The organism is Cernens ardua (assembly GCF_051251085.1).
GTDB classification, from domain to species: domain Bacteria; phylum Pseudomonadota; class Gammaproteobacteria; order Pseudomonadales; family Halomonadaceae; genus Cernens; species Cernens ardua.
In genome coordinates, this window is the sequence record NZ_JBPCZH010000001.1 from 153,780 (window position 1) to 179,424 (window position 25,645).

The window sequence follows — 25,645 nt, forward strand, 5'->3', positions numbered from 1 at the left end:
CCATGAATTTTATTGGACATGCACTGCTAGCTTGCGAGGGAAATGACAGTTTTCTTTTCGGTAACTTGATTGCAGATGGTATCAAAGGCAGTGAACTGGGGTATTTAGGGGCTGAACTTGAAGCTGGTGTTCGATGGCATCGTCGTGTTGATGCGGTGATTGATCAGCATCCTCGAGTGCTTGCCTTGATGAAGCAGATGCCGCATCGCCGAGTTGCCGGTATTGCCCTGGATATTGTGTGGGATCATTTTCTTTCGCGGTATGAGCTCACAGAGGCACTGGCTGACCGTTGTTATAGGCTACTTTCAGCGCGTCCTTTGCCTGAAAAGCTGAATGGGATGCTGACTCATCTGGTCGAAGGACGTTGGTTGGAACGCTATGCAGACTACGGGTTCACGCTGTCAGCCATTAGTGGTGTAGGACACCGGCTTCGTGGTGAGAATCTTTTGCGTGCGCTGATCCCCTGGTTGGAAACGCACTATGATGAACTCCAAGTCAGCTATCAGCGGCTTTGGCCGGATATTCAGCAGACGCTGACCTATCATCCCTGAGGTAGTGCGCCAGCCTCTGCCAGAGGATCACAAGAATCAGGCGTACAAATATTCATCATTCACTCAATACCTTTACGACTGACATTCATCATGGCTGTGCAGGAAGGTTATGGCGTCTGCAAAAGCAGACAATGCACTTTATCCCCCGGATTAACTTCATGATGAGGGGGAATGATCGCCAGTGCATTGGCATACAGGCATGACCCGAGTAGGGATGAATCCTGATCCTGAAATACTTCTACCCTGGCATCCTGATCCGTTTCAGCAAAATGATAACGTGCCCGCATATAATTCCAGCGAGCGCCTGTCGTTGCATTAAAATCTGCCGTTCCCACAGCGGTTGGAAGCTCTTTCAAGGTGGGAGAAGCCAATAGCGCACCAGCCAACGGCCGCAGGAATAGCCATGCGCCTACATAGCTTGAAACAGGGTTGCCTGCCAATCCAATAAAGGGAACGTCTTCACCTTGGGGCATGTGTATCTTGCCGAGTGCCAAGGGTTTACCAGGTTGTATATTGAGTTTCCATAGCTGTAATTCCCCTTTTTTGGTCAAAGCGTGCCGAACGTGATCTTCTTCTCCTACCGAAACACCGCCCATAGTAACGACGACGTCTGCAATTTGCGCGGCCTCCTCAAGAGCCTCTTCGGTAAGCGTAAGATCATCCTTGATCGAACGATTCCAAACTACATCGAAGCCGAAACGCTTTAACAGCGCAGCCAACATATAGCGATTGGAATCGAATATCTGTCCCGGTGACAATTCCTTGCCTGGTGTGACCAACTCACTCCCCGTCGAAAACAAGGCAATTTTTGGCTTTTTTCGCACCTCTAACGCAGCGTATCCCTGTGAGGCAGCCACACCAATGGCCGCTGCATTCAATTGGGTTCCTGTCGGAATGAGCACCTTATCTTTACGGCTGGCTCGACCTTTTTTACGTATGTACTCCCCGGATGTTAATGAAGTTGGTGCAATGATATAGCCATCACGCTCCTTTACCTCTTCCTGAATAACAATGCAGTCACTCCCTTCGGGTAATGGGGCGCCGGTAAATATACGCGCGCAGCTTCCGCGTGGGAGCACGGTTGGAGAATCTCCCGCAGCAATGCGCAATGTTACTGGTAGTTGTTTACCTGCATCGTCTGAATTCAGGGCATAACCATCCATGGCACTGGCGTCGAATGGTGGTGTATCCCATTGCGCAACGACATCCTCGGCAAGGGTGCAGCCGTCGGCATCCTCTAAAGCGACTCGTTTAGTCCCGGTAGGGCGAATTGGTTGTAAAAGGATCTCAAGTGCCTGTTCCCGAGTACTCCAGCGCGGTGAAGCGTTATCTGCCACGGCTGATAGGGATGCATGAGTGTTGCCATTAGCCATGGGGATGATGTCCTTGAGTGATCAGGCTTGCAAAGTTACAAGGGCGATGGAGACTATTCAGTTGTTCGTCGAGGATACGATCCCAGGCCGTTTTGCAGGCGTTAGTCGAACCGGGAAGGGAAAAGACGAGGGTATTATTGGCATACCCGGCGAGAGCACGGCTCTGAATAGTAGAGCTACCCACTTCTTCATAAGAGAGTTGGCGAAAGAGTTCTCCGAAACCCTCTATCAACGTGTCAAATAATACGCTGACAGCTTCAGGTGTAGAATCCCTGCCGGTAAAACCCGTGCCACCGGTTGTAATTACGACTTGAACCCTTGGGTCTGCAATCCATTGGGCGACACGGGCGCGGATCAGATACTTATCGTCTTTTATAATGTCGCGTGCTGCAAGATGATGGCCTGCCTTTTCCAAACGTTGTGACAAGAGATCGCCGGATTTGTCGGTTTCCCACGTACGTGTATCCGAGATTGTCAGTACAGCAATGTCGAGTGAAGTATTGGATGACATCGTGTGCCGCTCCTTGATGAATTGCGTGATACGTCAGGCAAAGTCAGCTTTATAAGCAAAAAAGGCTGCCTTCAGGCCGTGCCTCCAGGTTCATGTTTCCTTGCACTTATGAGGATTGAGACGTCGTTTTGGATTGAGAAGTCGTTTTCTTTTCCTCTTCGCGTTTCGACAGCGCTGCCAACTGTTCTTCAGTTGCAGGTTGCTGGTATTTTTTCTTCCACTCACTATAAGGCATGCCATATACATGCTGCCGTGCTGCTTCATAATCCAGGGGGATGTCTCGTTCCCTGGCAGCCTCAACCATCCACTTGGAAAGGCAATTGCGGCAGAAGTCAGCCAAAATCATCAGGTCAATATTCTGGACGTCTTTATTGTTGTCCAAATGTGTGAGTAAGTGTCGGAAGGCGGCTGCTTCAAGTTCTGTCTGTTGTGAAGAGGTAATATCCTGCATAAGGGGCATCCTCAAAATACATTGAAAGCATGAAAAAAGTGGGTTTCATGCTATCACACTCAAGCTGTTTTATACGTAAACTGAAACGTTGGAAGCGTATTTGAAGGCCTGTTTCACGGCAAATTCATTTCTTTTTCTCAAGACTTCTCTCAATCAGTAACGAGTGAGTGGCTGGCCATCGAACCGTCAATAACGGGTAGTTAATGAATAGAGTCTCCAAAAAAGGTTAAAAGAAAAACACCTATCATGAACGACACTATTTTCCAGTTGTCTGAAGACCACACTATTACCGCTGCGGCAGAAGCATCCTTTGAGCGATTTTGTCAGCGTTGGAAACCAATACTGCCGAAGTCCTGCGACATGCAGCATATTGGCGCGACAGCCATACCGGGGTGCCTGACCAAAGGGGATATCGATATTTGTATACGTACCGTTATAGAGGACTTCGATACAGCCAGGCAGCAGCTTTCAGCCCATTTCCAATGGAACAGCGGGTCAGTCACAACCCCCGAATTCATATCATTTCATGATGATTCTGCCCGGCCGCCCCTTGGAATACAGCTGGTGGTCAGGGGGAGTGAGCTCGATATTTTCGTTCTGTTCAGAGATAAATTGCGCGCTGACCCCTCCCTTGTTGACCGTTATAATTCGCTAAAACAGTATTGGCACGGCAAGAGCACGGAAGGATACCGATCCGAGAAGGCTATTTTTGCTGCTGAGGTCATCTCCTGCCAGCGTTGATATGAGCACGTTAGACACATCTTTCATGACTTATAATCTTTCATGCATTTGGCAATCACCTGTTAAAGCACATTGATCAAGCGCAGGTATGATATTTAGCTCTTTTTTGGAGATATAGAATATATCTATCAATGTGTTAGCGCATTTCATGCGATGTTTGGCTAATTGACGTTTATCATTAAATAAGCGGTAATTACGTCAAATAATCTTTTTCAGACGTTCAATTCCTGACTGTTTGCGTTGCCCGTTAATAGCAATACGAGGTTATGTGCGGTTGGGACGGTCTGAAAATATAAAGAAGATGAGGTCAATTTTGTCCGGTAACGCTCCAGTAGTGAACCCATCTACACGCATTTTGCGTGGCAAGCGTTTTCTACGCCAGTTTTTTACGCCTGAAACCTTACTACTGGTAGCTGATCCTCATGCTCCCCAATTGGCGATTGCAGTATTGGATAATCTGGTCGAAGGGGGCTTTCCCGGTAAGCTTTATACCTATGAAGTGCCTGACACTCACGGTTATGATCACGTGGAGGCGATTACACGTATTCAGGCTCTAAAAGGCAAGCTGGATCTCGTTATCACTTGCCTTTCGACGCCACGTACACCTGATCTGCTTGAACAACTTGCCATTATTGGTACCAAAGCCGCCATTTTACTGCGTGATGATGACGATACCGCAGTCGACCATATTTCATGGAGCAACGTCAGAAACCGGCTTAGCCAAATTGCGCTGCATTATGGCATGCGCATTATTGGGCCCGATTGCCTGGGCGTTGCTGTGCCGACAGTTAATCTCAATGCTACCTTTGCTGCACGTCCTGCCATGAGCGGCCATTTGGCGTATTTAGGTCAATCCGGCATGTTGGGGGCGAGTGTTAGCTCGTGGGCCTATCAGCACGGGATTGGGCTATCCTATCTTGTCTCCCTGGGGGACAGCGTCGATGTCCGGCTTTCCGACATGATGGATTTCATCAGTGAAGGCGTCTCGACACAGGCGATCATTCTGCATGTAGGACTCATTGATGATGCACGCCATTTCATGTCGGCCTTGCGCGAAGCGGCCCGAGGTCGCGTAGTGCTGGCGATCGGGGGGGAGGAGTACACGGGCAATCTTGCTGATGCTTCGCTCAAAACCCCTGGGATCGAAAAGCGGGGCGTTATTCTTGATGCTGCATTACGCCGAGGGGGCACGCTACGAATCAATACACTGGATGAGCTTTATGACTCCCTTGAACTGATCACCCGGGTAGATGATGCCTATCGAGGCCCACGGTTGATGCTGATTGGTAATGGATCGGCGCCTGCCATGTTGGCTGCCGATATTCTGCAAGGGAGAGGCCACCTTGCGCAGCCTAGCGAAGAAAGCAGAAAAGCGCTGATTCGAGAAGGTGTTCTAGGTAGTAACCGGCCGGCAGCACCGCTGGATCTCGGGGGCACCGCAACTCCGGAAGATTTTACGACGGCGCTTCATATTCTTGCGGAAGACGAAAATATCGATGCCATTTTGGTCATCCACGCCCCTACCCGGATGGCGCCACCGGATAAAACGGCAGAAGTCGTTATCAATGCTGCATGGGAGCTCAATTGCCCGTTGATTACGGCGTGGACGGGGGATGAGGATTCAACTGCGATCCAGAAACAGTTCTCCCATGCCGATATTGCGTCATTCAGTACCGCTGAGCGGGCGGTTAGGGCATTCCTTCGCCTGCAACACTATCGTGAGGCACAGGAGTTGCTTTGGCAGGTGCCTCAGTTGTCGGGCCACTTGACCTCCAGCGATCTTCGACAACGTGCACGTGCCATCATCACCGATGCGTTGAACAAGGGATACGGGGTGTTGTCCCATCGCAAAAGTGGTCAGATTCTGACGGCCTACGGTATTCCTGTATTTCAAACCGAATATGCGCGTAATTCACAGGAAGGTCACGATGTCGCTCAGCGTGCCTTTGGCGCATTGGCCGTGAAGGTGGTTCATACGGAACAATGCATTCCTTTCATGAGTCGTGATCGTTTCCATGCATCCGAGATCCCACCACGGCATTCGAGTTTGCTGAATAATGTGGCAACACCTCGTTCGATGTATGATGCCATTGAACGGTTGCGGGAACGCGTTGGGAATACCTTTCCGGATAGTTCGATCATCAATTATGCCATTCAGCCCATGCAGCATAATATTCGTGGGTTGTCCGTCTGTGTGGGTATTACGCAGGATGAAGTGTTTGGCCCAGTAATTCTGTTTGGCCGCGCAGGCTATGGGCTGGATGTGATGCGCGACAGACAGGTTGTCCTACCGCCGCTCACCAATACATTGGCGCAGGAGACTATCGCGCAAAGTGAAGTCATCGACCTGATGAAGGATCGCTTCGGTAATGATCAAGCTGTTATAGATGCCTCAGTGGAGCGGCTTTCCAATGTATTGATTACGTTGTCGCATATCTGCGCTGAATTGCCGAATCTGAAGGGATTGGAAATCAATCCCTTGATGATCAAACGCGATGGGCTGGTAGCATTGGATTATGCCATTTCTCTGGGTGAACCCGTTAGGCAGGCCATTCGCCCTTACCCTGAAGGGCTTCGCTCGGTTGAGGTACTCGGGGAGGGTAGCTTTGATGTGATCCGCCCGGTTCGTGCTGAAGATGCCCATCTTCTTGAACAGTTTTATCTGAAATTGAGCCCCACTAGCCGGAAATTCCGTTATTTTAAATTTTCCGAAGAATTGACCCAGCGTGAATGGGCACAGATGGCTGCTATTGATTATGATCGCGAAATGGCCTTTGTGATTGAGCGCCACCAAATTACGTCACCCATTGAAGAAGATATTCTCCCGGATACTGTTGAGGATGGGCAAGGTGAAATTACCTCCGTCATTCGCCTGAAAACCGATAGTGATAACCTCAGAACCGAGTTTACGCTTATCGTCAGGGATGATTATCAGCATCAGGGGTTAGGCCGTGTGCTCATGCAGCGGGCAATTGATTATGCGAGAGAGAGCGGTATCCTCGAAATGGTGGGATATTTCCTTAATGATAATGACATTATGCGCCACCTGCTTGAAAACCTGGACTTCAGTTTTGAACCGACCGCCGATAACAATATCTCTGTGGCCAAGCTGAGTTTGAATGAGCCCATTGATGACTGGCAGCGGTTGCGTTTAACCAACAGGTAACTCTTGTATCCAGAAGGTTGCATCAAGAAGCTGGTCTTCTTTGGGCATAAGGCCTTTGCAAGGAAAGAAATGTAAAAGACTTTTCCTATCATGTTCTTACGTATCCATTAATCAGGGAAGAGAATCAACATGACGCGTACAGTCGAGCTTGTCTCCAAGGATGCTACAAAAATCAGTGCTTATGTGGCTCAGCCCGCGACGGCTCCCAAGGGGGGCGTAGTCGTCCTGCAGGAAATATTTGGCGTAAACAGCCATATTCGATCCGTTGCTGATCGTTTTGCTGAGGCAGGGTATCTGGCAATAGCCCCCGCGTTGTTCGATCGTATTAGAACTGGCATTGAGCTGGGCTATGACGGTGAAGATCTTTCCAGTGCTCTGGCGTTAATGGGACAATTGGATATTGATGAATCCCTGGAGGATACCCAGGCCGCGGTCGATTTTTTGCAGGACCAGGGCATTTCCAATATCTCGGTGGTAGGGTTCTGTTTCGGGGGGAGTCTCGCGTGGTTGGCTGCATCCCGTCTGAATCATCTGGTTGCTAGTGTCGGGTATTACGGTGGCAAGATTCCTGATGATGTCAACGAAGAGCCCAAAGTACCGGTTCTACTTCATTTTGGTGAGCTTGATGATCATATTCCGCTTGAAGGCATCGATAAAGTAAAAGCGGCCCATCCGGAAGTTGATATCCATGTTTACCCCGGAGCCGGGCACGGATTCAACTGCGATCTGCGCGCAAGCTACGAACCCGACTCGGCTGCAGCAGCCTGGCAACGTACCTTGGCATTTTTGGATAAGGCCCACTCATAAACCGGGCAAACAAGGTGATCTAGGCAGAACTGTTATAATACAGGGCCAGTTATATCAGGGAGCCAGTCGGACCTTTTGCCATTGAACAGGATCGTTACCTGAAATATCTTTTTTGATATAACGCAAACGATCATGCATTCGGCCCGGCTGCCCTTGCCAGAATTCAAAAAGGGTGGGCACTACCTGATATCCCCCCCAGTTCGCTGGGCGCTCGATGCCTTTATCTTCATATTGGCGGGTAACTTGCTGATAATGGTCCAATAGCCATTGGCGGCTTTCTATTGTTTGGCTTTGAGGCGAGGCGACAGCACCGAGTTGGCTTTCCCGAGGACGCGAGTGGAAGTACTGTTCTGAGATGTCCGCAGAGACTTTATGAACCTTTCCCTCAACTCGTACCTGACGAGCAAGTCCGGGCCACCAGAAAACCAGTGCCGCCCGGCTGGAAGCAGCCAGTTCCTCCCCCTTGTGGCTATGATAATTGGTGAAGAAACGTAAACCGTTTTCATCGAACCCTTTTAACAACACGATACGTGCATGCGGTGAACCTTGAGCATCAACCGTTGCCAATGTCATCGTATTGGCATCTTCGGGGTCGTTGGCCAACGCTGCCTGAATCCATTCATCGAATAATGGTAATGGCGTTGCGGGTGTGTCTTCTACATCCAGTATGTCACCCGAATAGTCGTGTCTTACACTCGAAATGTCTCGATTCATTGCAGCGCTTCCTTCTGATAAACAAAGTGTCTATGAATTCAAGCCTGTAGGGGCGTAAGGGCCAACGCGAGTTGCCCAAGGCGTTCCCCCTGTTGCCGGGCAATTACAAGCTCCTGAGAGGTCATGCTTTTGCTCCCATCCGTGCCTGCATGGTGGCTTGCCCCATAGGGTGTTCCCCCTGCCTGCGTTTGGCCCAGCTCGGTGACACTATAGGGTATCCCTGCGTATACCATCCCGTGATGCAGCAATGGCAACATCATGCTGAGCAAGGTAGATTCCTGCCCGCCATGCAAACTTGCGGTTGACGTGAATGCGGTGGCGGGTTTATTGATCAATGCGCCAGATATCCACAGCTCTAGCGTTTGATCAATGAAATATTTGAGAGGAGCAGCCATATTGCCGAAGCGAGTGGGGCTGCCGATGGCTAGCCCACTGGCATTGCGAACATCATCCAGTGTGGCGTAAGGGGCGCCTTCATCAGGAATATCGTCCGCTACTTTTTCACATTCGGCTGAAACAGGTGGCACAGTTCGCAGTCTGGCGGAAATGCCTCGATTTTTTTCGATACCTTCAGCAATTGCCTCGGCGAGTTGCTGTGTGCCACCGTGGCGCGAGTAAAAAAGTACCAGTACGTAGGGTTCCATGGTAGATTCCTGCAGATGATGTAGGTGAAAAGGCATGATAAAACAAACCATTGGCACTTGCAGAACAAAAAGTCATGTCGTTTAGAGCTGTGCAGATATCTGGTGACCATCCAACATTCAGATGATGAAGTTCGTGGCGCGCAGTGACCTTGTTCGATCATTGAATGATTGCATGGTTTCAATATGACTTCGTAGAATTGAGTCTGAAGGCTTTTCATCACCAGGTCAGGCATATTGTCTGCCCATTGACTCATTTTTATACTCTATAATGGTGTGTGAATATACGAGTGTTTGAGTGTAGCTAAGGAGTGGTGGAATGCTCATACGATGGTTACGACGTTTGGCCGCTTTGCCGCTGGGCGATGATAATGAGCGCCGCCATTTATGGCCGGCATTGCGTACGCTGTATCAACGGTTTATGGGTCATGATGCCTTTAAATCAGCGGCCTCCCTTACTTACACAACCCTCTTTGCGGTGGTTCCTCTCACAGCTGTCATCTATAGCATTCTTTCCGCTGTTCCCGAGTTTCAGGGCGTGGGGGAGCACATGCAGGCCTATATTTTCGACCAATTTGTCCCTGCAACGGGGGAAGAGGTGCGTCAACAGCTCAATAACTTTTCAACACAGGCTCGTAACCTGACCTTTGTGGGCGTTGCTTTCCTGTTCGTTACCGCGGTCATGATGATGGTGACAATAGAACAGGCGTTCAATTCAATCTGGCAAACCATGACGCGGCGCAGTGGCGTCTCCAGCTTTTTAATGTATTGGGCGGTATTAACCCTTGGGCCCTTGCTTTTGGGTGCTGCTTTTGTAGCTTCTTCCTATATCACTTCTGTTCGCCTGATCAATGATGCCGTGAACGGGGTAGGGTACGAGCATGTACTGTCGATCGTTTCCCCGATCATGAGCTTTGTAGCATTTCTTTTCATCTACATGGTCATCCCCAATGCCGAAGTCAAACTGCGGCATGCCTGGGTGGGTGCGCTGATCACCTCTATTCTGATCGAGATCGCCAAGGAAGGGTTTTCCCTATATGTCACCAACTTCCCATCCTATCAACTAATTTATGGAGCTTTCGCCGCTGTCCCCCTGTTTCTTTTATGGGTCTATGTGAGCTGGTTGATTATTCTGCTTGGGGCTGAAATTATTGCCTGGTTGGGAGCAACCCAATCAGGTGAATGGCAGCAAAGTGAGCCCATGATACTGTCTATTGTTGTATTGAGCTGGCTGTATCAGGCACAGTTGGACGGTAAGCGCGTTAGTTCGGATGAGTTGGCCGAACACGTGGGTGGTAGCTTTCATGACCTTATGCAGCCTATGCAGAAACTGGGGTGGGTGGTGGAAACAGATGAAAGCGAATGGGTATTGGCGCGCTCCCTGGAAACGCTTCCCCTATGGCAGTTATTGGACGATCTTCCGTGGAAGTTGCCCGATACTCTACCGCATGATTTGCCTGAAAACGTGGATGCCAGTTTGTTGGACGAACGTATTCGTTCGTCTATTGAAGAGCATCGTAAAGAGCTATCCATTGCAGTATCTGATCTTTTTCGGACACCTGCGCAAAAGTTGGCAGCAGGCACTGATGTCAGCAAATGACTTCGTGTTGTATATATTTTGTGTGATTGCATGTTAACCCGGACATAAGTTGTTTTTATTAACGCTTGTGGTTTGCCATTAATCCGTGTTGCATGGATCGAGGGTACCTTTTACGTCAGGATTTCAAACCTGGATAAAACGTGCGGAAAGTGGCTTACTCACGCGCCAGAGTCAAAAAGGTATTTCTGCATATAAAATGGGTATTCCTGCATATAAAGTAAGCACTGGTTTAGCGCTACAGGTATATTGAGTCCCACTTTTTCAGGGAGGTCTTTTCGCATGTTTGATGAACGCGAGCGTCGACTCTTTGAACAGGAAATGGCTGATGTGACGCCATTGCCTAAAAATTCAGCTACTGTCCATTCCACTTCACAATCACAAGCGCGACCTGGCTCTCCAGTGCTCACCCCCCCAACTGAATCCCAATTGGCACGGCGAATATCAGCCACGGCATCCCAGGGTGAGCATAATTTTCTGAGTGATGAATTTGTCGATCTACTGCGTCACGATGAGCCTATCAGTTTCAAGAAAGAAGGTATTCAAACAGGATTATTGCAAAAGTTGGAGCATGGCCATTATGTAGTTGAATCGCAATTGAATCTTTTGGGTGCCTCTATTCATCAATGTCGGCAGGAAGTTTTCAATTTCATTCGGGAGGCTCAGCATCATCAATTGCGGTCCCTGATGATTATTCATGGTAGAGGCCGCAAGGATGACTCAAAGGCCAATATTTTACGCAGTTATATCGTCAAGTGGCTTAATCAGTTTGATGAAGTGCAGGCATACTGCTCGGCGCAAGCCCGATTCGGGGGATTGGGCGCTACCTGTATTGTATTGAAAAAATCGGAAAAGGCGCGTCAGAAAAACCGTGAGAGGCACCTCAATAGGCGCGGGGGTTAATGTCATTCCTATAATAGCTGATGGTTAATGAGTGACGGAACTATCTTTTGATGATGTTCGCTTGTAAGCTCATACTCACATTTGGTGTTACATTTTTATTGGAGCCGTTATGTCATCCGAGCATACAGAAAAACTGAAAGCCTCTGTAGAAGAACTGAAACAGCGTATTGATGAATATGAAGCGAAAGGCGATGATCACAGTAAAAAAGCGCTGGTCGATTATGCACACCAGACGTTTACGCCAACCACGCAGACATGGCTGAACCAGCAGCATGGCGAGGGCAGTGTATCGGATGAACATCTTTCTACACTGAAATCGCATTTTCATGATATTTCAGAGCATCTGAAGGATGAAGAGGGGCAGTTCGATCTCGCCATGGCAAAACTCAACAACAATGCGGTCTTCAACTTTCTGGAGCGCCTGTTTTCCTGAAAGGCATCTCAGCTGCCGGATGTTACCTTCCCAGGGGCTCATGAGCCAATTCAGCTGAGTATCAGACATCTGCCAATTGTTCAGGTGTAACGAACTCATAACGTAATAGTGGAGAACGGCCCGCATGCATGGCCGTTTTCTGCGAGGCGATATTCAAGGCATCAATAGTTCCCACGATCAATGCATCCGATTGTTTGTGTGCAAGGGCCTTAGCGATTTCAATTTGTGCCTTTGCCGCCAAGCCATGACCTCGTACTTCAGGCATGATGCTCTCTTCCGTCATCACATAGCCTGTTAGAAAAGCCACTGTGTTGTATTCAAGATAGATAAGTCCTACAGGATGCGCTTTTGCATTTTGAGCACTATCGATCCCGGTGCTTTCAATCAAGTAAACGTTCCCTGCCGCTATGCCTTCCCTGATCTCCTCCCGTGTACAGGGCGTGACACGTTCTTTCAGTACTGGATAGCGTGCATGGGTTTCAGAGAAACTCTTTGTGATGATCTTCATGCAGGTATCGTGATTTGCAACTGTGGCCGGATAAACGTTTATTTCTTGAGTATTCTTTGTACTCGTGGGCTCACAGTGTTGCGCATTTCGAGCCATGTCTTCCGCACTCGCAACATAAATATATTGATCGATGTGACCCAATATCGGCTCATTAATACGCCTTAATACTTGCAACGTTTCTGTGTCGAGCGCACCCCACTGGGCGATGATGTCATGCGCCGCAGTTTGCGTTAAGGGCCCTGTCGAAGCGATTACTTCAATAAAAGGCTTATGAATATTTCCGCCAAAGAAACGCGGGCCTGCCAGATAGTATTCTCCCTGAGACTGAATAATGTGTTGAAGAAAAAAGGGGAGGGGAAGATTCAGTTCCTTCCAGGGAAAATAGCATGCGAAATCAAGATCCGTACAATAATCGAGGTGTTTTTCCAGATAGGCGTCAATATTGGATTGGAGTGTTTTAGATGTGATGGGCAGATGGGAAGCAAACGTTTTTATTGTATATGTCAGCATGCGTTTTTTATGCATTCAGTGTCCTGATATTGATTGATAAGGAATGTACGAGCTTCCAGTATTCGGTGGCTAGCTTGCAACGTCCATAAAGTTCGGATGGGCCATGGCAAGTGAATTCACACGGGAAAATCAGAGCTTAATATTGAAATTGTAGTATCAAAGGCTTGTTGTGTAGATGTTGACGTTTTCCATAGAGGGAATTTTACGAGCTTGTTAGCATAAGAGTGAGGTACCAATAAGCGGTATTAGCCCCCACTCTCTCATCCTTGCCGCTTAGGAAGCTGACTTCGTTTTACGCGCCGCTTTTACCGCACGATAACGAATGCGTCGATCCAATAGCTTGTAAATAACACCACCCACTATAGCGGCAGAGATAAAGGACAAGTCCACCCCGTAGGCTGCATTGGATAGGGGGCCGACATAAATGGAGGTATTGGAAAACAGCATTCCGACGATAACAGCGATCACCCAGGTAATGGCCGCAGCCAAATTGAAACCACTTTTGTACCAATAACGGGAGTGATGTTGGCCGAATGCAAAGAGCTGTTGGGGGTCTATGCGTTCACCTTGCCTTAGATACCCCAGCAGGTTTATCACAATCCACGGGGTGACCAGTACAGTCACAATTGAACATAACGCTACTATTGAATCAGTCAGGTTGAATTTGACCAGACCAAAATAGCCAATCAGCAAGCCAATGACACTGAAGACGAGGCCAACCTGAAAACGACTCAACTTGAACAGTAATGCCTGCAAATCCAACATACCGTTGTATGCCAGCATACCCGCATTCGACGCATTTCCAACAAAACCGATCAGCACAACGGGGATCAGAATCGCAACAGGAAGATGTGCAAGCATCAATGTGCTGGCCTGATTCGGATCGTGAACGGAAAGCGCCAGAATTTCACCACACAGGCAGGAAATGACCGAACCGGCGCCGACCCCCAAAAATACCCACCAAAACATCTTGCTTCCGGAGCTGTCACTTGCGGTATATCGAGAATAATCACTTGCAAAGGGGGCGTACGAGATGCCGTTCGAGATACATACGGTTAATGCCAACATCCAGGTAGGCCAGAAGCTCTTCAATGCCAGCGGGGCGATATGAGGGTCAGGAGTACCGTGCAAGTGGCGGATACCAAAGGCGATCAGGATCAGGAAGCAAATCAGACTGGCATAGGAGGTGAACTTGCACCACGCTGTCACAGTGGCATGGCCGAGAATTGCAATTGTTAGCATGATTAATGCCACAATCAATACACCCAGCGTGAGTGTGATTTGATTCTCTGGTAAGCCAAATACAATATGGGCCGTATGGATAAGCGGCGGACTCGCGACCCATACCATAAGAGCGAAATACCCCAGATCGATGACTTGAGTGATAAATGAACCGATATATCGCCCGCGCAGGCCAAAATAGGCAACAGAGGTCATCGTATTGTTGGTACCGCTTTTACGACCCATTAAAGCCATGAGACCTACTGCGACGGAGCCGATGAGATTACCGGCGACCACGGCAATCAACGCAGACCACCAGCCCAGTCCGAATACGATGGGTAAACCACCCATTGCCAATGCACCGTAGCTCATTTGAGCACCGAAGAAGACCTTGCCAATTTCCTTTGGTGATGAATGGCGGTCTTTTTCAGGAATGATTTCGATCCCACGGCTTTCAATGTGGGCGGGTTTATCTACCATGACACGCTTTCCTTGTTACAAATCGGGCTTGTGTGACACCTGTTCTTATAACATGACGCTTAAATTTTACCGGCTCTTGGGAGGCAAAATAACGTGATAAACATCCCCGAAGGAAATGGAAGGGATGTCTGATCATCTCCACGTATTGAACTTATTCATGAATTAAGCCCGATGAGTATATCGCAAGTGAGATAGGAAAAAAGGCGTCATGTCATAGATTACAGAAGAAGGTAGATGCTGAGGATAGAGTCGTTAGATCAGTTAGGAAAAATCAATGTCTGACTCTCTGGTAGACACTCACAATAAAATCTACCTCTACAGAATGCATATTCTCCTCCACAAAGGATGTTTTCACCGCCTCACTGGCATGCCACCCAAACGGTGTCATTTCCAGTAAATTCAGCATATTCGATGCATTCAGCTCTAGCGTCTGCCTGATGCGCTGTGTGTCTTTCAATTGAAAACCTGTCGGGATTTTTTGCTGTTCCTGATGGGGTCTCACTTCGTCATAAATGCGTCGACGTAATGACAACAGGTGATCGGGGCCGGGCGTAACGATAATGAGCCTGCCTGAATCGTTTAATACCCGATGGAGCTCGTCATCATCGCTAGGGGCGTAGATGCGAGTGATCACATCCAGGCTGTGGTCCTGAAAGGGGAGCTGCTTATAGGAAGCAATGCAAAACGCTACATCCTTGTGCTTTCTTGCGGCTGCCCGAATTGCATTCTTGCTAATATCCAGGCCATAGGTGTCCATGAGCCAACTGTTAATAGAGACACCGTCAATTTCCATTTCGTCAGTACTTGCCTGTGCCATCGACTGGGTAAAAAAGCCTTCGCCGCAACCGATATCCAGTAATCGTCGAGGCTGAATCCCACTTATCAGCTGTTGTAGATGCTCTTTAAGACAGTCGTAATAACCGGCCTCAAGGAAATGACGCCGTGCCTGCACCATGTGCTTGTCATCGCCGGGTGCGCGTGAGTGTTTCTGTTGAACAGGGAGGAGGTGAACGTAGCCTTCCTTTGCATAATCGAAGGTATGGCGTTCTTCACATTTCAGGCTGTTTCCTTCCTGATGAAGAGGCGCATGGCACAGCGGGCAGCGGTAGGTCAATGGAAAGTGCAAGGTGTGAGTCGGGGACATATCAGTATTCGTGTTATAAATCTGCGAGGGGGAAGACGTCATAAGCGACCTCTTCATAAGGGTGCGCTTGCTTCAGCGCTGCAATAGCCGTGTGAATATGGGCATCTGCACAGACCATTTCTATCCGTTGTTCGCTGACGTATTCGGTTTCACCACTACGCCCCAGGAAAGGATTCGCCTGTGCATTTGGGCGGAATTGCCCGATTCCCTGAACGGTAAAACAACAGCGATCGTAATCGCCAATGGCACCCGCCCCTGTGGCAAATACGGCTTCCTTGACTGCTTCCGCATGTGTGTCTGGAACAAAAAAGGCTAATTTATACATTATTTATTCCATAGCGTCTTGCCGGTATATGAATATTTCGCGGGAGGAGAACGTGGTACTTGTTTTCCCACCAAGGTTTCCCCGTTTCGCAACCTGACTTTCCCTGCCAATGGAAAGCTGTATACGCCCGCTGCGTGAGACACGGGCACATACACAAAGGTCGCCATTATTCATCCGGATTATAGGAAAGTACGGGTGAGAGCCAGCGCTCCATGGTTTCCAGAGACATGGACTTGCGCTCAGCCAGCGACTGTACCTGATCCTTACCTATTTTACCTGTTGAGAAGTAGCGTGATTCAGGGTGTGCGAAATACCAGCCTGATACTGCTGCCGCAGGCCACATGGCAAAGCTTTCGGTCAATTCGATACCCGCATTTTCAGTTGCATTGAGTAACTCGAAGAGATTCTCTTTTTCAGTGTGATCCGGACAGGCAGGATAACCGGGAGCAGGGCGGATACCCCGATATTTTTCGCTGATAAGCGCTTCGTTATCGAGTGCTTCATCCTCAGCATAGCCCCAGAACTCTTTACGTACACGCTCATGCAAGCGTTCTGCGAAAGCTTCGGCCAAGCGGTCTGCCAAAGCTTTTACCATGATTGAATTATAATCATCGCCCGCAGCTTCATACTGTTTGGCAAGTTCATCCACGTTATGGCCGGTGGTGACAGCAAAACCACCCATCCAGTCGTGCTTACCGGTCTCTTTGGGCGCCACAAAATCCGCCAGACTATAACAGGCGCCGTCCTTGCCTTTGGCACTTTGTTGACGAATATGATTGAGGCGCTGGATCACCGTATCGCGAGACTCATTACTGTAGACTTCAATCTCATCATCCTCGACCGTGGCAGCCGGCCAGAAGCCGATCACCCCACGTGGATGAATGACATCATCGTCAATCAGTTTTTTTAGCATGGTCTGGGCATCGCTAAACAGATTTTTAGCGGCCTCACCCACGACATCATCCTCAAAAATACGCGGATACTTACCGACCAGTTGCCAGCTCATGAAGAAGGGTGTCCAGTCGATCCGTTCAATCAGCTCCTGAACATTATAATCTTCAAACACCTTCAGCCCGGTGAAGGCAGGGCGTGGAGGTTCATACACTGTCCAGTCCGGAGCGAAGCGTTTTTCTCTCGCTTGCGCATAAGTCAGGTCTGCCGCTTTAGGGCGCCGCTTGGCATTACGTTCGCGTACACGCTCATACTCTTCCCGGATTTCCGCTACATACGCTGCTTTTTGTGTGGGTGAAAGGAGGCGGCTTGCCACACCAACCGCACGCGAGGCATCTGTGACATAGACGACGGGGGAATCATAATTGGGCTCGATTTTTACTGCCGTATGAGCCTTTGAGGTAGTCGCTCCGCCGATCAGCAAGGGAAGCTCAAAGCCCTGACGTTTCATCTCCTTGGCGACGTGGACCATTTCATCCAGAGAGGGGGTAATCAGCCCCGAAAGGCCGATGATATCCGCATTCTGCTCTTTAGCCGTGGCAAGAATCCGTTCCGCAGGCACCATCACGCCAAGATCGATCACTTCGTAGTTATTACATTGCAACACGACGCCGACGATATTCTTCCCGATGTCATGGACATCGCCTTTCACCGTGGCCATGACGACCTTGCCCTTGCTTTGCGTATCAGCACTTTTCTCGGCTTCAATATAGGGAATCAGGTAGGCAACAGCCTGCTTCATCACGCGAGCGGACTTGACCACCTGTGGCAAAAACATTTTACCGGCACCGAAGAGATCACCGACCACATTCATGCCATCCATCAATGGCCCTTCGATGACCTCGATGGGGCGATCGGCAGCCAGGCGTGCCTCTTCAGTATCTTCTTCAATATACGCGGTAACACCTTTTACCAACGCATGTGAAATACGTTCGTTAACGGGCAGGGAACGCCATTCGAGATCTTCTTTCTTGTTGGCTGAAGAACCGTCTCCCCGGTATTTTTCCGCTATCTCCAGCAGCCTTTCCGTTGCTTCCGGATCACGGTTCAGAACGACATCTTCGACTGTTTCACGAAGCTCGGCGGGAAGGTCGTCGTAAACCGCCAACTGGCCTGCATTGACGATCCCCATTGTCATACCGGCGCGAATAGCATGGTAGAGAAAGACCGAGTGGATGGCTTCTCGTACAGGATTATTCCCGCGGAAAGAGAACGAGACATTCGAGACGCCCCCTGAGATCATGGCGTGGGGCAGGTTTTCCTTGATCCAGCGGGTCGCGTTAATGAAATCAACCGCGTAATTGTTATGTTCCTCGATACCCGTCGCAATCGCAAAGATGTTAGGGTCGAAAATGATATCTTCAGCCGGAAAATCGAGCTCGTCCACCAACAAGTGATAAGCCCGTGCACAAATGTCTGCCTTGCGTTCGAATGTATCTGCCTGACCCTCTTCGTCAAAGGCCATAACGACGATAGCTGCCCCATAACGACGGCATAGCGTTGCATGATGGCGGAAAATCTCTTCCCCTTCTTTCAGAGAGATAGAGTTGACGACTGCCTTGCCCTGAGCGCATTTCAATCCGGCCTCGATGATCTCCCACTTGGAGGAGTCGATCATGATGGGCACACGGGAGATATCAGGCTCGCCTGCTACAAGGTTAAGGAAATGGACCATGGCCGCACCCGAATCCAGCATCCCCTCATCCATGTTGATATCGATGATCTGAGCACCGTTTTCAACCTGCTCGAGTGCTACTTCCAACGCCGTGGTGAAATCCTCTTCCTTGATCAGGCGCTTGAAGCGTGCGGAACCGGTGACGTTGGTACGTTCCCCAACGTTAACAAAAAGGGAATCCGCTTCAATATTGAAGGGTTCCAGGCCAGAAAGGCGGCATGCGGGCGCTATGGTGGGAAGGGTACGCGGTGCTTTACCCTTCATTGCAGCGGCGATGGCAGCAATATGTTCCGGTGTTGAACCACAGCACCCGCCGACGATGTTCAATAGGCCGCTAGCCGCAAATTCCTCCACAATAGCAGCCATTTCCTCCGGTTCCTGATCATATTCGCCGAATTCATTGGGTAACCCTGCATTGGGGTGTGCGGACACAAAGGTATCCGCCTTTTTGGAGAGCTCTTCTATATAAGGACGAAGATCAGCTGCCCCCAGGGCACAGTTGAGGCCGATGCTGATTGGTTTTGCATGGCGAACAGAATTCCAGAAGGCTTCTGTCGTTTGACCAGAGAGCGTACGGCCAGACGCATCGGTAATGGTACCGGAAATCATGACAGGCAACCGCTGGCCGGTTTCTTCAAACACTTCATCCAGTGCAAAAAGCGCAGCCTTGGCATTCAAGGTGTCAAAGATGGTTTCGACCAGAATAAGATCACTGCCACCTTCTATCAGAGCGACGGCCGCCTGATGATAATTGTCGCGCAGCTCATCAAATGTCACATTGCGTTTGGACGGGTCATTCACATCCGGTGAAAGAGAGGCTGTACGGCTGGTGGGGCCCAATACGCCTGCTACATAGCGGGGAATACCAGTTTCCCGGGTGACTTCATCGCAGACTTCACGCGCCAGTCTGGCCGCTTCCAGATTGATTTCGGAGACCAGCGATTCCATCCCGTAATCGGATTGGGACAGTTGGGTACTATTGAACGTATTGGTTTCGATGATATCCGCGCCTGCTTCCAGATATTCGCGGTGCAGGCGTTTGATGATGTCACGTTGGGTGAGCACCAGAAGGTCGTTATTGCCCTTGATTTCAGAAGGCCACTCCTTGAAACGTTCTCCACGAAAATCCTCTTCGGAAAAACGCTCCTGCTGAATCATGGTTCCCATGGCACCATCAAGAATCAGTACACGCTCACGCAGGGCTGAGGCAAGTTGATCAAAAAGCGGGGAGCGGGGGACAGCAGCATGACTCATGGATAAGCATCTCTGAACGGGTTTGGGGGCATTCAAGGCAAAATGGCACATATCATCTGCGATGCGTGTGCCCTTGGGCCAATGGCATGCCTGGCAAGACGTGATGATTACTCAAGTCGATTCAATCCACGTGATATTTTGCCTTGCATGACGTGCCCACTGTTGGATTTGACCCACCATTATACCTTATTAATGGAATGAAAACGTGTCATGTGAATGATGAATTCTCATGTCTTGAATGATGATTATTCACATTGTGTCGGCGTATCAGCGTGATCAGCTCGAATCAAAATGAAATAGTTGATTCTTTTACTCGGATTTTACCATTGGCAGGGGATGGCGTAACATGTCACTAACAGTATCCGACTCGATCGTGCAGAGATAAAATTATGAGCGAAGAGACTACAGAATTCCGTGCTACAGAAACCGATGCCCCTGAACAGGGTGCGCCGCTGGAAATTACCCAAAGTGCTCAGGATTACCTTGCTGAACTTCTGGCAAAACAGGAAGTAGAGGGTATTGGTGTGCGAGTGTTTATCACTCAGCCGGGAACCCCTTATGCAGAAACCTGCCTGGCGTATGCACGCCCGGGTGAAGAAGAGCCGACAGATGTGCGTCGTGATCTTGAGAAATTCCCTCTTTTTGTTGATAGTCATAGCGAACCTTTTCTCGAAGAGGCTGTGGTTGATTTCAACGCAGACCGCATGGGTGGGCAATTAACCATCAAGGCGCCCAATGCGAAAATGCCAAAGGTCAATGCATCCAGCCCGTTGGAAGATCAGGTCGTTTATGTGCTCTACAGTGAAATCAACCCCGGCTTGGCGTCCCATGGTGGTGAGATTCGTTTGATCGAACTGACTGACGATAATGTGGCTGTTTTACAGTTTGGCGGCGGTTGCCAAGGCTGTGCGGCCGTTGACCTGACGCTGAAAGAAGGGGTTGAGCGTACGCTGTTGGAACGTATACCTGAGCTGAAAGCGATTCGTGATGTCACCGACCATACGGATACCACTAACGCGTATTATTGAGTGATGCCAACGCGTCATCTGGTATCTGAGTATTTGGTGAAGCACTTACGGATATTTATTGAGTGCAGGCCAGTCGGCGGCCTGGTGATGCTTTGCTAAAGGGTTCGCCTCACGCCAAATGAGTATATCTATCGGCTGATCCCCTCATACGAGTGTAGTGATCAGTCCAGGTCAGACGTAAGAACGGATGCCCAATGAGGCATCCGTTTTTTTCTGGGTAATTAGTGACTTTGGTCCGCCACAAAACGTGCAGGGGAGACGGCAGACATCAACTCATCCTGCTTACCCTGCATATAGTTGAGCAGTATCTGCGCCGAAGCCGGCCCACCGGTAAAGCCCTGATGACCGTGGCCAAAGTGGAACCACATTCCCTTGTGGTGTGGCGCTTCACCAATAACGGGGAGCATATCCGGGAGCATGGGCCGATGGCCGAACCACGGTGTTTCTTCCACGGCTTTCCCTAATTCAAACAATTCACGTGCGGCTTTTTCGGAACGATCTATCTGACGTGTGCAGACGGGCGCATCGAATTGGGTGAACTCAGCTCCGGTGCAGACGCGCAGCCCTTGATTCATGGGCGAAAGAAACGTCGCTGTTTGTTTGTCAAAAATGGGGTAAGCAGGCAGATGTTGCATATGAAAATGACGATGATAGCCACGTTTTCGGAAGAGGGGAAAATGGTAACCAAATCGTTCGGCGACAGTATTACTCCACGCGCCTAGCGCAATGATTACTTTGTCTGCGGTGACCACTCCATTTTCTGTCAACACACTGTAGCCCTGTTCCGATGCCTTCAGACTTTGGGCATCACCATATTCGAACTGACCACCTCGTTGCAGGAACAGTTTGCCATAGGCGTTTGTGAGTGCACCGGGGCTTCGGCATGTCCATACATGAGTATAATGAATGCCGCCTTCGGGCTTGCCTTTCATGTAGGGATAGACCGACTTCATTTCCTCCCCACTTAATACCTCATAGGGAACCTGAAAGCGGTCGAACACGCGCTGAGCATTGCGCTTGTCCTGTTCGAAATCTGCTTTATCACGATAAAGCACGTAATAGCCATGATGCTCGATCAGGTCATTGGCCTTCGCCGCATTTACCAGTGGGGCGTGATACACCTCTGCCTGTTTCATGATGGCGGCATAATGATCACAGATACGTGCATAAGTGTCGGGGGTAGAGGCCTTCCAATAAGCCCATAGCGGGCGAATGTGTTCGGCTATTGACCCGAGATGCCAGTTGACAGCGTTATCCTGCTTGAGAAGTATCTTTAGCATGGCTTTGGCATCATGGGGAATGGCGTGGGGTTCTACCGCCTCTGTTTGTATACAGCCCGCATTGCCATAGCTGGTTTCACGCCCAATACCCATACGATCAACCAGTACCACTTCTTCACCAGATTCTTGGAGCGCAAGGGCAGTGGATACGCCTACCATGCCTGCACCTAATACCAATGTTGTTGCCATATAAGACCTGATACGTGTAAACAGAATGTAGGAATCCGCACCCACTCGACAGGGGGTGACTGACGTCCAGGGAAACAATGTTATGCAAAAATATGTTTGTGCGTGCAGTGTGTATTTATCATTTTAGTTTTACTGCCTCGATTATATGCCAATGACCTTGCGCAGTGCGATGCCGGCCATATTCAATCTGAGTCTTAGTATTAATGATTTGATAACCTTTGGTTTTATCGCACGATACTTGAGGTCCAATGAGGCAAAACGCTCATTAGCGTTATTAATAAGTGATGCCATAGGATGTACCCACGGTTTCATTGCATTATTCTAGATACATAGACAATAAGCTGTTTTTCAATCAAGTGCATGATTTGGAGCCACACTTGCCTTCACCCAATGAATTTTCTTCCACCAGTTCACTCCATGGGCAGAGACGTCATTCGTGGATCGCACGCCATCGCGGTGGTATTGCGTTGACCATTTCCTTAGCGGGATTCGTGGCTGCAGAAGTACAATCAGCCCTTGGGGTTCTGCCTTCTGTAGCCTCCCAATTGTGTGTAGCTGCCTTTGAAGGCGCATTGGTAGGGAGCCTCGCAGACTGGTTTGCTGTTACTGCGCTATTCAAGAAAATACCTCTACCTGTCCTAAGCCGACATACGGATTTGATTGCACAGAAGCGTGACTCACTGAGTCGTGGCATTGTGGATATGGTGGAAAACGAATGGCTGTCGCCCACCGCCTTGCGCAAGCATCTGGAACGCTTTTCGTTTGCCGAGATGATCCTTCGTCGTGTGGATACTGCAGAAGGGCAGGCAACGCTAAGCCGACTTTCACGCAGACAATTGTTGAAAGCAGTAGAGTGGCTGGATGATCCGCGCTGTTTGCATGCGGTTGATATATTGTCGAACAAATTGGTCGAACGCTTCGATGTGGCTCAGCAACTCGCACCCTTTTTGCGCCGCCTCTCAAAGGATAAAGAACTGCAAGACAGGCTATGGCACGGCGCTATGGCTGTATTGGAGCGTGTCCTGCGTGACCCTCAGCTACTGACGATTCTCAGCGATATTTTGCTCGATCAAATGGAAAGTTTGTCGAATGAAGGGCGTTGGAAATCGGTAAAAGTATGGGTAGGCAAGCAGTTTCTGGATGGAGAGGATGATCGCGACAAGGTTGAACGCCTGCTTACACGCTTGCTCAATAGTGCTCAGGAACAGCTGGAAGAGATCGAACATGATCAAGCTCATCCATTACGCCTTCGTATGCGGGCGTTATTGGTTATTACTGCGCGACACTTGGAGCACAATAAGGATAGCCGCTTGGCTTCCTTGCTGGAACGCAGTAAATGGCAGTTATTCAATGCTTATCAGGAGCAGCAGGGCAGCCGCTCGTGGATACACTTTGCGCAGCGTTGGTTGACGGAGCAATTGAGTGACAGTAGCTCCACCTTAAGCCAGTTAGTGGGTAGGGGCGTCAATCAGTTGATTCAGCAGCAATTGGGAAACCCCGGTGTTCGCAAGAAACTGGATCAGCGAATCCGACAATGGGCGGGGCAATTGCTTAATGAGTATCCGCATGCCGTGGGTGACGTTGTACGAGAGTCGTTATCCGAAGCAAGTATGCCGACAGAGAAACTGGTGAGTCAGATAGAAGAGCGCGTCGGTCCGGACCTTCAATGGATTCGGGTCAATGGCGCAGTCGTGGGAGGAACTGTCGCGTTGATGATTACTGCACTTCGCCTGAGTATCCTGGCATTCTTTTCGTAACCACAATACCGTTCAGCTTTCATGAGATATCGCCGGCTTCTCATGGAACAATAAAACTTTCCCTTCAATGGCAAATTCCGTTCAACAGAAAAAGAGAGTCATTGAAGGGATTGTTATTAAAGAAACCGGTATTGAAGAAATAGTCATTGAAGGGGTGTCAGTAAATAAAGGGCGGTGCAGGGGTACGTGAAACACGCTCCTGTAATACCCGAAGCTCTGTGCGAACGCGGTTAAGCTCTTTGTTGCGTTCCTCAAGATCACGTTCGAGTCGCTCATTACGAGCACGTGTTTCTGTCAATGTTTGCTCTACCTGCTGGGTATGAGCAATCAAATCGCGATGCCGTCGTTCTTCATCCTGAAGGGCATGACGTTTCTGCTCGATCTGGGAATTCAATTTGTTCAGGCGTTCTTCCAACTGTTCTGTTTGGCGACGTGCCTGTTTTTCGAGTTCCGCTTTTTCCTTTCGGGCGCTATCCAGCAGTTGCATTAACCGGTTCTCGGCCGTTTCGTTACGCGCTTCTTCTTGCGCAAGCCGTTTACGATGTGCGGTTTCCTGTGTACTCAATGCATTCTGATGTTCACGATCCTGCCGGTCGCGTTCCTGTGATAACTGCGCAATTTGCTTGTCTCTGACTTCAAGACGATGTTCCCGCTCTTCAACCTGCGCAGTGGCTTGTGAAAGCTCACTTTCAACTCGTGCCAGATTGGATGTTTTTTCTTCAAGGCGTACCAGTGTTGCATCCAGCCGTTCATTCAACGCAGCAAAGCGCTGATCTGCATCCTCGGCATGCCGTTTTGACTGATCTGCCTGTGAGCGCGCTTCGGCAATACTGTTATCCGCCTGGCGGCGATAGAACTTGAGGCCTTCATAAGCTTCCTCCTGCGCCTGTTGCCATAGGCCCAGCAGGGCATCCTTCAGACGTTCCGGGATATTCTGAGGAAGGGGAACGTCCCGATTCTGCTCACGACGATTTCGCCATTCGCGTAAATGATCGCTGATGGTCGTAAAGCTACCTGTCCCTAGCTCTTCACGAATGCGCTGTACTGTCGGGACGGCATCGCGTTCGATCAAGGCTTCGATCGCGCGCTGTACGTCTTCATATTGAATGCCAATGCGAGCCATAGCGATATCACTCTTGTTGCGTTGCAAATAGTCATGAATGAAACCGTTACTCATGTGTAATGCACACAAGAGGAGGTTCCAGGCATCTTCAGCGTGAATAGGGGAAACATAACAACGTTTATCCGAAGTGACACATAATCCCTTTCACATGCGCTTATTTTATCTGAGTTTGTGTCTGATACCTAGCATTATTTGATAATACGTAATGCCATAATTACATTATGATTTCATTTGACTGTCACAATCTTACCCATCCCTCGTTTTCTGCATGTTCGCATTTGGCAAATTTACGTTGAAAGTTGCAGTGAAGGG

At 49.4% G+C, this 25,645-nt stretch carries 21 protein-coding genes; 9 read left to right on the top strand and 12 right to left on the bottom strand.

Translation table 11 applies throughout. From position 1 onward, the window contains the following. Positions 1 to 2 precede the first annotated feature (2 nt). On the top strand, positions 3 to 551 hold the full coding sequence (locus tag LMG33818_RS00790) for an acyl carrier protein phosphodiesterase (RefSeq protein ID WP_442321448.1): 549 nt from the start codon (positions 3 to 5) through the stop codon (positions 549 to 551). Between the two features lie 107 nt (positions 552 to 658). Here LMG33818_RS00790 and LMG33818_RS00795 read toward each other — a convergent pair whose 3' ends face one another. From LMG33818_RS00795 to LMG33818_RS00805, 3 genes are all read right to left on the bottom strand, one after another. Beyond that, a complete protein-coding gene (locus tag LMG33818_RS00795) occupies positions 659 to 1,924 on the bottom strand; it encodes a molybdopterin molybdotransferase MoeA (RefSeq protein WP_442321449.1) in 1,266 nt (421 codons plus the stop codon). Then, positions 1,917 to 2,435, bottom strand: a complete 519-nt coding sequence (gene moaB / locus LMG33818_RS00800) for a molybdenum cofactor biosynthesis protein B (protein WP_442321450.1) — start codon at positions 2,433 to 2,435, stop codon at positions 1,917 to 1,919. Before moaB ends, LMG33818_RS00795 begins: the two co-directional genes overlap by 8 nt. A 106-nt stretch (positions 2,436 to 2,541) precedes the next feature. Beyond that, positions 2,542 to 2,886 carry a DUF1244 domain-containing protein gene (locus LMG33818_RS00805; protein ID WP_442321451.1) on the bottom strand — a complete coding sequence of 115 codons (345 nt, stop codon included), beginning with the start codon at positions 2,884 to 2,886 and terminating at the stop codon, positions 2,542 to 2,544. 246 nt (positions 2,887 to 3,132) lie between these two features. Here LMG33818_RS00805 and LMG33818_RS00810 point away from each other — a divergent pair, with 246 nt between their 5' ends. From LMG33818_RS00810 to LMG33818_RS00820, 3 genes are all read left to right on the top strand, one after another. Beyond that, positions 3,133 to 3,627 carry a GrpB family protein gene (locus LMG33818_RS00810; RefSeq protein WP_442321452.1) on the top strand — a complete coding sequence of 165 codons (495 nt, stop codon included), beginning with the start codon at positions 3,133 to 3,135 and terminating at the stop codon, positions 3,625 to 3,627. A gap of 313 nt (positions 3,628 to 3,940) precedes the next feature. Continuing rightward, positions 3,941 to 6,793, top strand: coding sequence for a bifunctional acetate--CoA ligase family protein/GNAT family N-acetyltransferase (locus LMG33818_RS00815; protein ID WP_442321453.1), 2,853 nt, complete (start codon positions 3,941 to 3,943; stop codon positions 6,791 to 6,793). A 129-nt stretch (positions 6,794 to 6,922) separates the two neighbouring features. After that, complete coding sequence (locus LMG33818_RS00820; RefSeq protein ID WP_442321455.1) at positions 6,923 to 7,600, top strand: dienelactone hydrolase family protein; 678 nt, start codon at positions 6,923 to 6,925, stop codon at positions 7,598 to 7,600. 54 nt (positions 7,601 to 7,654) lie between these two features. Here LMG33818_RS00820 and pdxH read toward each other — a convergent pair whose 3' ends face one another. Then, complete coding sequence (gene pdxH, locus LMG33818_RS00825) at positions 7,655 to 8,314, bottom strand: pyridoxamine 5'-phosphate oxidase (protein ID WP_442321456.1); 660 nt, start codon at positions 8,312 to 8,314, stop codon at positions 7,655 to 7,657. Positions 8,315 to 8,352: 38 nt separating this feature from the next. Beyond that, entirely contained in the window at positions 8,353 to 8,958 is a 606-nt protein-coding gene (gene wrbA, locus LMG33818_RS00830; protein WP_442321457.1) for an NAD(P)H:quinone oxidoreductase, read from the bottom strand. A gap of 316 nt (positions 8,959 to 9,274) precedes the next feature. On the opposite strand from wrbA, the gene LMG33818_RS00835 reads away from it, so the two are divergent. From LMG33818_RS00835 to LMG33818_RS00845, 3 genes are all read left to right on the top strand, one after another. Further along, on the top strand, positions 9,275 to 10,555 hold the full coding sequence (locus LMG33818_RS00835) for a YihY family inner membrane protein (RefSeq protein ID WP_442321458.1): 1,281 nt from the start codon (positions 9,275 to 9,277) through the stop codon (positions 10,553 to 10,555). 279 nt (positions 10,556 to 10,834) lie between these two features. Beyond that, positions 10,835 to 11,455: a DNA endonuclease SmrA gene (gene smrA / locus LMG33818_RS00840; RefSeq protein ID WP_442321459.1), complete on the top strand. Its 621-nt coding sequence runs from the start codon at positions 10,835 to 10,837 to the stop codon at positions 11,453 to 11,455. 109 nt (positions 11,456 to 11,564) lie between these two features. Beyond that, positions 11,565 to 11,888, top strand: coding sequence for a hypothetical protein (locus LMG33818_RS00845; RefSeq protein ID WP_442321460.1), 324 nt, complete (start codon positions 11,565 to 11,567; stop codon positions 11,886 to 11,888). Between the two features lie 61 nt (positions 11,889 to 11,949). On the opposite strand, the gene LMG33818_RS00850 is transcribed toward LMG33818_RS00845, so the two are convergent. The 5 genes from LMG33818_RS00850 to metH form a co-directional block, all read right to left on the bottom strand. Next, positions 11,950 to 12,921, bottom strand: coding sequence for a hypothetical protein (locus LMG33818_RS00850; protein WP_442321461.1), 972 nt, complete (start codon positions 12,919 to 12,921; stop codon positions 11,950 to 11,952). Between the two features lie 258 nt (positions 12,922 to 13,179). Further along, positions 13,180 to 14,607: a purine-cytosine permease family protein gene (locus LMG33818_RS00855; protein ID WP_442321462.1), complete on the bottom strand. Its 1,428-nt coding sequence runs from the start codon at positions 14,605 to 14,607 to the stop codon at positions 13,180 to 13,182. Positions 14,608 to 14,878: 271 nt separating this feature from the next. After that, the gene (gene rlmA / locus LMG33818_RS00860) at positions 14,879 to 15,751 is read right to left on the bottom strand and encodes a 23S rRNA (guanine(745)-N(1))-methyltransferase (RefSeq protein WP_442321463.1); all 873 of its coding nucleotides are present in this window, start codon (positions 15,749 to 15,751) and stop codon (positions 14,879 to 14,881) included. Positions 15,752 to 15,764: 13 nt separating this feature from the next. Continuing rightward, entirely contained in the window at positions 15,765 to 16,076 is a 312-nt protein-coding gene (locus LMG33818_RS00865) for a YqfO family protein (protein ID WP_442321464.1), read from the bottom strand. A 166-nt stretch (positions 16,077 to 16,242) separates the two neighbouring features. Further along, positions 16,243 to 19,956 (bottom strand): methionine synthase, encoded by a 3,714-nt coding sequence (gene metH, locus LMG33818_RS00870; RefSeq protein ID WP_442321465.1) that lies wholly within the window; start codon positions 19,954 to 19,956, stop codon positions 16,243 to 16,245. A gap of 389 nt (positions 19,957 to 20,345) precedes the next feature. Between metH and nfuA the strand changes: the two genes are divergently transcribed. Continuing rightward, positions 20,346 to 20,984, top strand: a complete 639-nt coding sequence (gene nfuA / locus LMG33818_RS00875) for a Fe-S biogenesis protein NfuA (protein ID WP_442321466.1) — start codon at positions 20,346 to 20,348, stop codon at positions 20,982 to 20,984. 221 nt (positions 20,985 to 21,205) lie between these two features. Here the strand turns inward: nfuA and LMG33818_RS00880 are convergent, their stop codons facing one another. Continuing rightward, entirely contained in the window at positions 21,206 to 22,453 is a 1,248-nt protein-coding gene (locus LMG33818_RS00880) for an NAD(P)/FAD-dependent oxidoreductase (protein WP_442321467.1), read from the bottom strand. 377 nt (positions 22,454 to 22,830) lie between these two features. Between LMG33818_RS00880 and LMG33818_RS00885 the strand changes: the two genes are divergently transcribed. After that, positions 22,831 to 24,210, top strand: coding sequence for a DUF445 domain-containing protein (locus LMG33818_RS00885; RefSeq protein ID WP_442321468.1), 1,380 nt, complete (start codon positions 22,831 to 22,833; stop codon positions 24,208 to 24,210). Between the two features lie 157 nt (positions 24,211 to 24,367). On the opposite strand, the gene LMG33818_RS00890 is transcribed toward LMG33818_RS00885, so the two are convergent. Then, entirely contained in the window at positions 24,368 to 25,387 is a 1,020-nt protein-coding gene (locus LMG33818_RS00890) for a DNA-binding protein (protein WP_442321469.1), read from the bottom strand. Positions 25,388 to 25,645 lie beyond the last annotated feature (258 nt).

Bases quoted from the DNA above. Each gene is read 5' to 3' on its own strand.
- LMG33818_RS00820 (WP_442321455.1), top strand. From the start codon at position 6,923: ATGACGCGTACAGTCGAGCTTGTCTCCAAGGATGCTACAAAAATCAGT.
- LMG33818_RS00790 (WP_442321448.1), top strand. From the start codon at position 3: ATGAATTTTATTGGACATGCACTGCTAGCTTGCGAGGGAAATGACAGT.
- smrA (WP_442321459.1), top strand. From the start codon at position 10,835: ATGTTTGATGAACGCGAGCGTCGACTCTTTGAACAGGAAATGGCTGAT.
- LMG33818_RS00890 (WP_442321469.1), bottom strand. From the start codon at position 25,387: ATGAGTAACGGTTTCATTCATGACTATTTGCAACGCAACAAGAGTGAT.
- LMG33818_RS00855 (WP_442321462.1), bottom strand. From the start codon at position 14,607: ATGGTAGATAAACCCGCCCACATTGAAAGCCGTGGGATCGAAATCATT.
- moaB (WP_442321450.1), bottom strand. From the start codon at position 2,435: ATGTCATCCAATACTTCACTCGACATTGCTGTACTGACAATCTCGGAT.
- LMG33818_RS00805 (WP_442321451.1), bottom strand. From the start codon at position 2,886: ATGCAGGATATTACCTCTTCACAACAGACAGAACTTGAAGCAGCCGCC.
- metH (WP_442321465.1), bottom strand. From the start codon at position 19,956: ATGAGTCATGCTGCTGTCCCCCGCTCCCCGCTTTTTGATCAACTTGCC.
- LMG33818_RS00880 (WP_442321467.1), bottom strand. From the start codon at position 22,453: ATGGCAACAACATTGGTATTAGGTGCAGGCATGGTAGGCGTATCCACT.
- LMG33818_RS00835 (WP_442321458.1), top strand. From the start codon at position 9,275: ATGCTCATACGATGGTTACGACGTTTGGCCGCTTTGCCGCTGGGCGAT.
- LMG33818_RS00810 (WP_442321452.1), top strand. From the start codon at position 3,133: ATGAACGACACTATTTTCCAGTTGTCTGAAGACCACACTATTACCGCT.
- LMG33818_RS00865 (WP_442321464.1), bottom strand. From the start codon at position 16,076: ATGTATAAATTAGCCTTTTTTGTTCCAGACACACATGCGGAAGCAGTC.
- LMG33818_RS00845 (WP_442321460.1), top strand. From the start codon at position 11,565: ATGTCATCCGAGCATACAGAAAAACTGAAAGCCTCTGTAGAAGAACTG.
- nfuA (WP_442321466.1), top strand. From the start codon at position 20,346: ATGAGCGAAGAGACTACAGAATTCCGTGCTACAGAAACCGATGCCCCT.
- wrbA (WP_442321457.1), bottom strand. From the start codon at position 8,958: ATGGAACCCTACGTACTGGTACTTTTTTACTCGCGCCACGGTGGCACA.
- pdxH (WP_442321456.1), bottom strand. From the start codon at position 8,314: ATGAATCGAGACATTTCGAGTGTAAGACACGACTATTCGGGTGACATA.
- LMG33818_RS00795 (WP_442321449.1), bottom strand. From the start codon at position 1,924: ATGGCTAATGGCAACACTCATGCATCCCTATCAGCCGTGGCAGATAAC.
- rlmA (WP_442321463.1), bottom strand. From the start codon at position 15,751: ATGTCCCCGACTCACACCTTGCACTTTCCATTGACCTACCGCTGCCCG.
- LMG33818_RS00850 (WP_442321461.1), bottom strand. From the start codon at position 12,921: ATGCATAAAAAACGCATGCTGACATATACAATAAAAACGTTTGCTTCC.